General features: G+C 68.3%; 9 protein-coding genes. 3 read left to right on the top strand and 6 right to left on the bottom strand.

What is annotated here, in order from left to right:
* Window positions 1–112 precede the first annotated feature (112 nt).
* A complete protein-coding gene (locus tag ACIBB8_RS22745) occupies window positions 113–655 on the bottom strand; it encodes a hypothetical protein (protein ID WP_398954808.1) in 543 nt (180 codons plus the stop codon).
* A gap of 151 nt (window positions 656–806) precedes the next feature.
* Here ACIBB8_RS22745 and ACIBB8_RS22740 point away from each other — a divergent pair, with 151 nt between their 5' ends.
* From ACIBB8_RS22740 to ACIBB8_RS22730, 3 genes are all read left to right on the top strand, one after another.
* Entirely contained in the window at window positions 807–2,003 is a 1,197-nt protein-coding gene (locus tag ACIBB8_RS22740) for a sensor histidine kinase (protein ID WP_398954806.1), read from the top strand.
* On the top strand, window positions 2,000–2,650 hold the full coding sequence (locus tag ACIBB8_RS22735; protein WP_398954804.1) for a response regulator: 651 nt from the start codon (window positions 2,000–2,002) through the stop codon (window positions 2,648–2,650). The genes ACIBB8_RS22740 and ACIBB8_RS22735 overlap by 4 nt, the downstream gene beginning before the upstream one ends.
* Window positions 2,651–2,818: 168 nt before the next feature.
* Entirely contained in the window at window positions 2,819–4,696 is a 1,878-nt protein-coding gene (locus tag ACIBB8_RS22730) for a glycosyl hydrolase family 18 protein (RefSeq protein ID WP_398954802.1), read from the top strand.
* Window positions 4,697–4,928: 232 nt separating this feature from the next.
* Here the strand turns inward: ACIBB8_RS22730 and ACIBB8_RS22725 are convergent, their stop codons facing one another.
* The 5 genes from ACIBB8_RS22725 to atpA form a co-directional block, all read right to left on the bottom strand.
* Window positions 4,929–5,375, bottom strand: coding sequence for a DUF2550 domain-containing protein (locus ACIBB8_RS22725; RefSeq protein WP_398954800.1), 447 nt, complete (start codon window positions 5,373–5,375; stop codon window positions 4,929–4,931).
* Window positions 5,376–5,518: 143 nt separating this feature from the next.
* Window positions 5,519–5,893 carry a F0F1 ATP synthase subunit epsilon gene (locus tag ACIBB8_RS22720; RefSeq protein WP_398954798.1) on the bottom strand — a complete coding sequence of 125 codons (375 nt, stop codon included), beginning with the start codon at window positions 5,891–5,893 and terminating at the stop codon, window positions 5,519–5,521.
* A gap of 110 nt (window positions 5,894–6,003) precedes the next feature.
* A complete protein-coding gene (atpD, locus tag ACIBB8_RS22715) occupies window positions 6,004–7,446 on the bottom strand; it encodes a F0F1 ATP synthase subunit beta (RefSeq protein WP_398954796.1) in 1,443 nt (480 codons plus the stop codon).
* Window positions 7,446–8,360: a F0F1 ATP synthase subunit gamma gene (locus ACIBB8_RS22710; protein WP_398954794.1), complete on the bottom strand. Its 915-nt coding sequence runs from the start codon at window positions 8,358–8,360 to the stop codon at window positions 7,446–7,448. Before ACIBB8_RS22710 ends, atpD begins: the two co-directional genes overlap by 1 nt.
* Window positions 8,361–8,363: 3 nt before the next feature.
* A complete protein-coding gene (atpA, locus tag ACIBB8_RS22705; protein ID WP_398954792.1) occupies window positions 8,364–9,935 on the bottom strand; it encodes a F0F1 ATP synthase subunit alpha in 1,572 nt (523 codons plus the stop codon).
* Window positions 9,936–10,058 lie beyond the last annotated feature (123 nt).

Raw genomic sequence — 10,058 nt, 5'->3', positions numbered from 1 at the left:
GGGCTCGCCCCGATACGACCGGTATCGGGGCGACCCTCCGCCTTGCGATCGCACGCACCAGACGCCGCCAGGCCCGCCCTACGGGCGGACGACGCCCCTTTCGAAACACGCCTTAGCGCTCCGCCTTCGCCCGCTTCGGGAACACCGTGTAGCTCACGGCGATGATCAGGTTGATCCCGATCACGAAGAGCATCGTCTGCTGCCAGGACCGCAGCGACCCCACGTCCCCGTCCCCGCCCACGTACCGGATCGCCCCTTCGAGCAGCGCCAGCGCGGTCACCGCCGCAAGCACCCACCGACCTGCGACCCGCCACTCGTGGACCGCCCTCGGCATTCCGTACTTCGGCGGTTTCACCGGCGGCGGGCCGCCTGCGAACCGGTGGGCGACGCGGGCGTCGACCCACGCGATGGTCGAGTGGCCGAGTCCGACGGTGAAACCGATGTACACCGCGGCCAGCCCGTGCTTCCAGTCCGGCTCGGCGCCGTTCTTCAGGTCGATGGCCGTCACCACCAGCAGCGCGAGCTCCAGCAGCGGCTCGCACAGCAGCAGTGCGGCCCCGAGCCTCGGCTTCTTCGCCAGGTACCGCATCGCGAGTCCCGCGGCCAGCAACACCCAGAAAGCGACCTCGCAGAACACGATCAGCGTGACGATCACGGCACTTCTCCTCCCGTTCCCCTTCATCCTGCTCGCTCCACCTGCGCGCTTCCTCGTCGCCAGTGACGAGCCGCGACTGCATCCTTCGATGTAGTCGCGTATCGCCCCGGGTACGGAAGCCCGCCGCGCGACGGCCGTGTTGGATGGGGGCATGCTCCTGCCTGCCCGCCCGCACCGCCACGACGTACTCATTGCGGTCATCGGGCTGTTCAGCGGTGTCTCGCTGACTGCCGTCGGTCTGGCCATGCAGACCGGCCGGCTCCTCGACTCCCTGTGGGCCACCCTGCCGCCGCTCGCGGTGATGTCGTCGCTGGAGCTGCTGCGCAGGTCGGCGCCCCAGACGGCGCTGGTCATCGGCACGCTCACGCTGATGGCCGATCAGTTCACGCCGGGGAACCTGGCGACCGTGCTGATGTTCACGGACCTTGTGTACGCCGCGGTGGTGTACGGGTCCCCGGCCGCCGCCCGCCGTATCCCGGTGACCACGTTCCTCATCACGGTCGCGGTCACGATCGGGTTCCTGGCTTGGTTCCGCAGCCCCGAGGCGCTGCTCATCGGCATCGTCTCCGGCCTGGTCTCGTTCGGGCCCGCGATCACCGGAGTCAGCGTGCGGAACCACCGGGACGCCGCGGAGACCGCCCGACTGCGCGCCGAACAGACGGCGCTGCTGGCCGAGATGGACCGGGCGCAGGCGGTGACCGCCGAACGCGCCCGGATGGCCCGTGAACTGCACGACATGGTCGCCAACCATCTCTCCGCGATCGCCATCCACTCCACCGCGGCGCTCTCCATCGACGAGCCCTCGACAACGCGGGACGCGCTCGGCGTCATCCGGCAGAACAGCGTCGAAGGGCTGGCCGAGATGCGACGGATGATCGGGCTGCTCCGTACCGGGAGCAAGGGGGCGGAACCGAGCATCGCGCCAACCCTGGCCGCCCTGGACACACTGATCGAGCAGACCCGTACGGTCGCCGCGTCGAGCGGGCTGACCTGCGCCCTTGAGGACACCCGCAGCGAGCAGGAGGCGCTGCCGGCACCGGTCGAGCTGGCCGCGTACCGGATCGTCCAGGAGTCGCTGACGAACGCGCTCAAGCATGCCGCGCCGGGCCCGGTGGCGGTGCGGCTCGGACGGGCCGGACAGCTGCTGACGGTCGAGGTCACGAGCGTGTTCGGGGACCGCCCGGGGCCGCGCGCACCGGGGTCGGGGGCAGGCCTCGTCGGGATGCAGGAGCGGGTCGCGCTGCTGGGCGGCGAGATCGCGGCGGGACCCGTCACCCCCGGGGACGGGCCGAGGATATGGCGAGTACGGGCCGAACTGCCCGTCGAGGAAAGGACGGTGAAGGGATGACGATCCGGGTACTGGTGGCGGAGGACCAGTCGGCCGTGCGGGCAGGACTGGTCCTGATTCTGCGCAGCGCGCCCGATGTCGAGGTGGTCGGGGAGGCACCGGACGGTGAGGCGGCGGTGCGGCTGGCCCGTGAACTGCGCCCGGATCTGGTGCTGATGGATGTGTCGATGCCCCGGCTGGACGGGGTGTCGGCAACGCGACAGGTGGTGGCGGAGGGGCTGGCCGATGTGCTGGTACTGACAACGTTCGATCTGGACGAGTACGTCTTCGGGGCCCTGCGGGCGGGCGCTGCGGGTTTCCTGCTGAAGAACACCGAGGCGCGTGAACTGCTCGAAGCGGTACGTACGGTGGCGCGCGGCGAGGGCATGATCGCCCCGGCCGTGACGCGCCGGCTGATCGCGGAGTTCGCCGGGACCGCCCCGGCGCAAGCGGCCGGCGCACCCGATCCTGCGGTCCTCGACGCACTGACGCGACGCGAGCGCGAGGTACTGGGATGCCTGGGCCAGGGGCTGTCGAACGCCGAGATCGCGGTGCGGCTCTCGATGGCGGAGGCGACGGTGAAGACGCACGTCAGCCGCTTGCTGGGGAAGCTGGATCTGCGCAGCCGGGTCCAGGCAGCGGTGCTGGCACAGGAGTTGGGGATCTGAGGCCGAGAATCGATCTATGGTCCAGACCTCTTGACGATTGGTCCAGACCTTCCTAATCTCACCACCACACTGCGGTGAGCACGCCATGACAAGGCGGGCTCAGGGCGGCGCAGGGTTTGCAGTCCACGGACCACCCCCGTTTGTCCGGACCTCACCCGAGGAGCACCGTTGAGCACCGAAACCCCCCTACGCCGAACCGGATTCAGATTCGGCCCGGCCACCACCACCCGTACGAGAGCGATGGCAGGCCTCATCGCGCTCCTGCTCCCCCTCGCAGCGATGGTCGGACTGGCCGCCCCGGCCCAGGCCGCCACCTCCGCGACTGCCACGTACCTCAAGAAGTCGGACTGGGGCACCGGCTTCGAGGGCCAGTGGACGGTGAAGAACACCGGCACCACCGCGCTCAGTTCCTGGACCATCGAGTGGGACTTCCCCTCCGGCACGTCGGTTACGTCCGCCTGGGACGCCACCGTCACCAACTCCGGAAACCACTGGACCGCCAAGAACGCCGGCTGGAACGGTTCGGTCGCCCCCGGCGCCAGCGTCAGCTTCGGCTTCAACGGCGCCGGTCCGGGCGCCCCCACCGGCTGCAAGCTGAACGGTGCCTGCTGTGACGGCGGCAGCGTCCCCGGCGACAACGCACCCTCCGCTCCCGGCACCCCCACGGCGGGCTCCATCACCGACACCTCGGCCAAGCTGAGCTGGACCGCGGCCACCGACGACAACGGCATCAAGAACTACGACGTGCTGCGCGACGGTGCCGTGGTCGCCACGGTCACCGGGACGACGTACACCGACACCGGTCTCACCGCGGGCACCGACTACTCCTACACCGTCCAGGCCCGTGACACGGCCGGCCAGACCGGTCCGGTCAGCGGCGCGGTCAAGGTCCGCACCACCGGTGGCGGCGGCAACCCCGACCCGGGCACCGGCGGCAAGGTCAACCTCGGTTACTTCACCGACTGGGGTGTCTACGGCCGGAACTACCACGTCAAGAACCTGGACACCTCCGGCTCCGCCGCGAAGATCACTCACATCAACTACGCCTTCGGCAACGTGACCGGCGGCAAGTGCGCGATCGGTGACGCCTACGCCGACTACGACATGGCGTACACCGCCGACAAGTCCGTCGACGGCGTCGCCGACACCTGGGACCAGCCGCTGCGCGGCAGCTTCAACCAGCTGCGCAAGCTCAAGGCGAAGTACCCGAACATCAAGGTCCTGTGGTCCTTCGGCGGCTGGACCTGGTCCGGCGGCTTCGGCGAGGCGGCGAAGAACCCGGCCGCGTTCGCCCAGTCCTGCTACGACCTGGTGGAGGACCCCCGCTGGGCCGATGTCTTCGACGGCATCGACATCGACTGGGAGTACCCCAACGCCTGCGGTCTGACCTGTGACACCAGCGGCCCGGCCGCACTGAAGAACATCACCACCGCACTGCGCTCGAAGTTCGGCAGCAACAACCTGGTGACGGCCGCCATCACCGCCGACGGCTCGGACGGCGGCAAGATCGACGCAGCCGACTACGCCGGCGCTGCCCAGTCCCTGAACTGGTACAACGTGATGACGTACGACTTCTTCGGCGCGTGGGCGGACAAGGGCCCGACGGCCCCGCACTCCCCGCTCACCTCGTACAACGGCATCCCGCAGGCCGGCTTCAACGCGTCCGACGCGATCGCCAAGCTGAAGGCCAAGGGCGTCCCCGCCTCGAAGCTGCTGCTGGGCATCGGCTTCTACGGCCGCGGCTGGACCGGCGTCACCCAGGACGCGCCCGGCGGCACCGCCACCGGTGCGGCCCCCGGTACGTACGAGACGGGCATTGAGGACTACAAGGTCCTCAAGACCAGCTGCCCGGCCACCGGCACGATCGCCGGCACCGCCTACGCGCACTGCGGCACCAATTGGTGGAGCTACGACACCCCGGCCACCATCGCGTCCAAGATGACCTGGGCGAAGGGCCAGGGCCTGGGAGGCGCGTTCTTCTGGGAGTTCAGCGGTGACACCAGCAACGGTGAGCTCGTGAGCGCGATCAACAGCGGTCTGAAGTAACGGCCGGGTGCGCGATAGGGAGCCCGCTCGCTATCGTGCACCCGGCCGTAACCCCCACGATCCCCTTCGGGATCAGCGCACGACCCCGGAAAGCAGCCGGGGAGACAGGTCCGCCCCCTGTCTCCCCGGTCTTTCGCTGTGCTGCTGTCCGTGTCGCGCCTGTTAGTAAGAGCCTCAGGCGACGTTCACCCTGCCCCGGACACGGTCCGGGCCCCTTCGAGCGAGGCCCCTCTCAAGCGACATTGACTCGCTGGCCGGGCGGAGCCGCCTCCAGCCAGGCGAGGAAACCGGTCAGGGCGTCCTCGCTCATCGCCAGTTCCAGGCGCGTCTCCCGGTGGAGACAACCGAGCACGACGGCGTCGGAGAGCAGCGCGAGCTCCTCCTCACCCTCGGGCAGCCGTCGGTCGATCACCTCGATCGCGGAACGCTCAAGGACCCGGCGGGGCCGGGGAGCGTACGAGAAGACACGGAACCAGTCGATACGGTCACCGCTGTAGCGCGCAACGCCGTACACCCAGCCCTTGCCCGAGAGATCGGGCTCGGCCGACACGTTCCACCGCACGCTGCAGTCGAAGGTGCCACCGGAGTGCTGGATCAGCCGCCGGCGCAGACCGAAGACGAAGAGACCCACCGCAACCAGTACGACGACCAGGCCGCACACCCACAAAGCGAGGACCATCTCCACCGACCTCCTCGCATCGTCGAGTAACGGATACCACCCGGACTGCACCTGCAACTGCACCTGCATCGCCTCAGCCGCGGCACGGTCTGGAGAGTTCCAGCTCGGGCCGCGGCTGAGGGTAAAGACATTCGGCGGGGTGCCTAGCGCACCGCCACCGCGCGGATTCGCACGTCGGCGCGACGCTCGGCGGCGCCGTCCGCGTCCGACTTCGCACGCTCCAGCGCACGCTCGGCGCGCTCGACATCGATCTCGTCCGCCAGCTCGGCGATCTCCGCCAGCAGCGAAAGCTTGTCGTCAGCGAACGAGATGAAACCGCCGTGCACAGCCGCGACTACGGTCCCGCCGTCACTCGTACGGATCGTCACCGGGCCCGATTCCAGCACACCCAGAAGCGGCTGGTGACCGGGCATGACGCCGATGTCGCCGGACGTGGTGCGCGCGACGACCAGGGTGGCCTCGCCGGACCAGACACTGCGGTCCGCGGCGACCAGCTCGACGTGCAGCTCAGCAGCCAAGGGTGGCTCCTCGGGTCACCACCCGGCCGTTCATGCCGGGTGTTGGGTCAATTCTACGGGGCGTGGTGAGGGGGACGGGACGCACCCGCCCCCCTCGGTGAGCCATGGGCTCAGGAGACGCCGAGCTCCTTGGCGTTGGCCTTGAGGTCTTCCAGGCCACCGCACATGAAGAACGCCTGCTCGGGGAAGTGGTCGTACTCACCGTCGCAGATCGCGTTGAACGCGGCGATCGACTCGTCGAGCGGAACGTCCGAACCGTCCACGCCGGTGAACTGCTTGGCGACGTGGGTGTTCTGCGACAGGAAGCGCTCGACACGACGGGCACGGTGGACAACGAGCTTGTCCTCCTCGCCCAGCTCGTCGATACCGAGGATCGCGATGATGTCCTGGAGGTCCTTGTACTTCTGGAGGATCCCCTTGACACGCATGGCCGCCGCGTAGTGGTCCTGCGCGATGTAGCGCGGGTCCAGGATCCGGGACGTGGAGTCCAGCGGGTCCACGGCCGGGTAGATGCCCTTCTCGGAGATCGGACGGGAGAGAACCGTCGTCGCGTCGAGGTGGGCGAAGGTGGTGGCCGGGGCCGGGTCGGTCAGGTCGTCCGCGGGGACGTAGATCGCCTGCATCGAGGTGATCGAGTGACCACGGGTCGACGTGATGCGCTCCTGCAGCAGACCCATCTCGTCGGCCAGGTTCGGCTGGTAACCCACTGCGGACGGCATACGGCCGAGCAGCGTGGAGACCTCGGAGCCGGCCTGGGTGTACCGGAAGATGTTGTCGATGAAGAAGAGCACGTCCTGCTTCTGCACATCGCGGAAGTACTCCGCCATGGTCAGACCGGCCAGCGCGACACGCAGACGGGTGCCCGGGGGCTCGTCCATCTGGCCGAAGACAAGGGCGGTCTTGTCGATGACGCCCGAGTCCTGCATCTCCTCGATGAGGTCGTTGCCCTCACGGGTACGCTCACCGACGCCCGCGAACACCGACACACCGTCGTGGTTGTTGGCGACGCGGTAGATCATTTCCTGGATCAGAACGGTCTTGCCGACACCGGCACCACCGAACAGACCGATCTTTCCACCCTTGACGTACGGGGTGAGAAGGTCGATGACCTTGACGCCGGTCTCGAACATCTCGGTCTTGGACTCGAGCTGGTCGAAGTTGGGCGCCTTGCGGTGGATCGGCCAGCGCTCGGTGACCTCGGTCTCGGCCTCGGGCTTGTTCAGGATCTCACCCAGGGTGTTGAACACCTTGCCCTTGGTGATCTCGCCGACCGGGACCGTGATGCCGGTGCCCGTGTCGGTCACCGGGGCCTGGCGGACCAGACCGTCGGTGGGCTGCATCGAGATCGCGCGGACCATGCCGTCGCCGAGGTGCTGGGCGACCTCGAGCGTCAGCTTCTTGAGCTTGCCGTCCTCGGCCGGGTCGGCCACCTGGACGGTCAGCGCGTTGTAGATCTCCGGCATCGCGTCGACGGGGAACTCCACGTCGACGACCGGGCCGATGACCCGGGCGACGCGGCCCGTGGCGACGGCCGTCTCAACTGTGGTCGTCATTACTTGTCACTCCCCGCGGTCGCGTCGGCCAGCGCACTGGCACCACCGACGATCTCGCTGATTTCCTGGGTGATTTCGGCCTGGCGGGCCGCGTTGGCAAGCCGGGAGAGGCTCTTGATGAGCTCACCGGCGTTGTCGGTGGCCGACTTCATCGCGCGGCGGCGGGCAGCGTGCTCGGAGGCAGCCGACTGCAGCAGCGCGTTGTAGATCCGGCTCTCGACGTACCGCGGAAGCAGGGCGTCGAGGACGTCCTCCGCCGACGGCTCGAAGTCGAACAGCGGCAGGAGCTCGCCCTTGCTGTCCTCGTCCTTCGCAGCGTCGAGGCTGAGCGGCAGCATCCGGTCGTCCACCGGGTTCTGCGTCATCATCGACACGAACTCCGTGAAGACGATGTGGAGCTCGTCCACGCCGCCCTCGGCGGTCTCCTTGCTGATCGACTCGATCAGCGGGGCCGCGGCCCGCTTGGCATCCGCGTACGTGGGGCTGTCGGTGAAGCCCGTCCACGACTCCTCGATCTTGCGCTCGCGGAATCCGTAGTAGGCGACACCCTTGCGGCCGATCACATACGTGACGACCTCCTTACCCTCACCGCGCAGACGCTCGGTCAGCCGCTCCGCCGCCTTGATGGCGTTGGAGGAGTAACCGCCGGCCAGACCGCGGTCGCTCGTGATGAGCAGGACCGCGGACCGCGCCGGAGCATCGGCCTCGGTGGTCAGCGGGTGCTTGGTGGTGGAGCCGGTCGCCACCGCGGTCACCGCACGGGTGAGCTCGGTCGCGTACGGCGTCGACGCCGCCACCTGGCGCTGGGCCTTGACGATGCGCGAAGCAGCGATCATCTCCATCGCCTTGGTGATCTTCTTGGTGGCGGTGACGGAGCGGATGCGGCGCTTGTAAACGCGAAGCTGAGCGCCCATCGATCAGCCCTCGCCCAGAAGCTTGCCGTCCGAGGTCTCGAACTGCTGCTTGAAGGCGGCGACCGCGTCGGCAATCGCCTGCAGCGTGTCGTCGGACATCTTGGCGCCCTCGGCGATGCTGGTCAGGAGGTCCTTGCGCTCGCGGCGCAGGTACTCCAGCAGCTCGCTCTCGAAGCGGCGGATGTCCTCGACCGGGACGTCATCCATCTTGCCGTTGGTGCCGGCCCAGATGGAGACGACCTGCTCCTCGACCGGGTACGGCGAGTACTGCGGCTGCTTCAGCAGCTCGACCATGCGCTTACCGCGCTCCAGCGACGCCTTCGAAGCCGCGTCCAGGTCGGAACCGAAGGCGGCGAACGCCTCCAGCTCGCGGTACTGGGCGAGGTCGACACGGAGTCGGCCGGAGACCTGGCGCATCGCCCTGTGCTGGGCGGAGCCACCGACGCGGGAGACCGAGATACCGACGTTCAGGGCCGGACGCTGGCCGGCGTTGAACAGGTCGGACTCCAGGAAGCACTGGCCGTCGGTGATGGAGATGACGTTGGTCGGGATGAACGCCGACACGTCGTTCGCCTTGGTCTCGACGATCGGGAGGCCCGTCATCGAACCGGCGCCCATCTCGTCGGAGAGCTTCGCGCAGCGCTCCAGCAGACGCGAGTGGAGGTAGAAGACGTCGCCCGGGTAGGCCTCACGGCCCGGCGGACGGCGCAGCAGGAGCGACACGGCGCGGTAGGCGTCGGCCTGCTTCGAGAGGTCGTCGAAGATGATCAGGACGTGCTTGCCCTGGTACATCCAGTGCTGACCGATGGCCGAACCGGTGTACGGCGCAAGGTACTTGAAGCCGGCCGGGTCGGACGCCGGGGCGGCGACGATGGTCGTGTACTCGAGCGCGCCGGCCTCTTCCAGGGCACCGCGCACGGAGGCGATGGTGGAGCCCTTCTGACCGATGGCGACGTAGATGCAGCGCACCTGCTTGTTCACGTCGCCCGAGCGCCAGTTGTCGCGCTGGTTGATGATCGTGTCGACGGCCAGAGCGGTCTTACCGGTCTGACGGTCGCCAATGATCAGCTGACGCTGGCCGCGGCCGATCGGCACCATGGCGTCGACGGCCTTGTAGCCGGTCTGCATCGGCTCGTGCACCGACTTACGGACCATGACGCCAGGGGCCTGCAGCTCGAGGGCGCGGCGGCTGTCGGTCGCGATCTCGCCGAGACCGTCGATCGGGTTGCCGAGCGGGTCGACGACGCGACCGAGGTAACCCTCGCCGACACCGACGGAGAGCACCTCACCGGTGCGCTGCACCGGCTGGCCCTCCTCGATTCCGCTGAACTCGCCGAGGACGATCGCACCGATCTCGCGCTCCTCGAGGTTGAGGGCGAGACCGAGGGTGCCGTCCTCGAACTTCAGCAGCTCGTTCGCCATGGCCGAGGGAAGACCCTCGACCTTTGCGATGCCGTCGCCGGCAACGCTGACCGTACCGACCTCCTCGCGCGAGGCCGCGTCCGGCTTGTACGACTGGACAAAGTTCTCCAGCGCGTCCCGGATCTCCTCCGGCCGGATCGTGAGCTCCGCCATCTGGGTTCCCTGCTCTCCTTGTTGGGCCCGAAGTTTCTTAAGGGGGTCTGGGGGCCGACCCCCAGGAATCTTCTGCAATTTCTGCACGGCCCAACCGGGCCGCTGGTCTTGCTTGTTGTGTTG

It is taken from the genome of Streptomyces sp. NPDC051286, from assembly GCF_044455345.1.
Classification (GTDB): Bacteria; Actinomycetota; Actinomycetes; order Streptomycetales; family Streptomycetaceae; genus Streptomyces.
Note: the sequence above shows the minus strand (reverse complement) of the source record. Positions and strands in the feature narration are given on the sequence as shown.

What these genes read in the sequence shown, in the direction of transcription:
- ACIBB8_RS22740 (WP_398954806.1), top strand. Translation starts at nt 807, where the DNA reads ATGCTCCTGCCTGCCCGCCCGCACCGCCACGACGTACTCATTGCGGTC.
- ACIBB8_RS22735 (WP_398954804.1), top strand. Translation starts at nt 2,000, where the DNA reads ATGACGATCCGGGTACTGGTGGCGGAGGACCAGTCGGCCGTGCGGGCA.
- ACIBB8_RS22725 (WP_398954800.1), bottom strand. Translation starts at nt 5,375, where the DNA reads ATGGTCCTCGCTTTGTGGGTGTGCGGCCTGGTCGTCGTACTGGTTGCG.
- atpD (WP_398954796.1), bottom strand. Translation starts at nt 7,446, where the DNA reads ATGACGACCACAGTTGAGACGGCCGTCGCCACGGGCCGCGTCGCCCGG.
- ACIBB8_RS22710 (WP_398954794.1), bottom strand. Translation starts at nt 8,360, where the DNA reads ATGGGCGCTCAGCTTCGCGTTTACAAGCGCCGCATCCGCTCCGTCACC.
- atpA (WP_398954792.1), bottom strand. Translation starts at nt 9,935, where the DNA reads ATGGCGGAGCTCACGATCCGGCCGGAGGAGATCCGGGACGCGCTGGAG.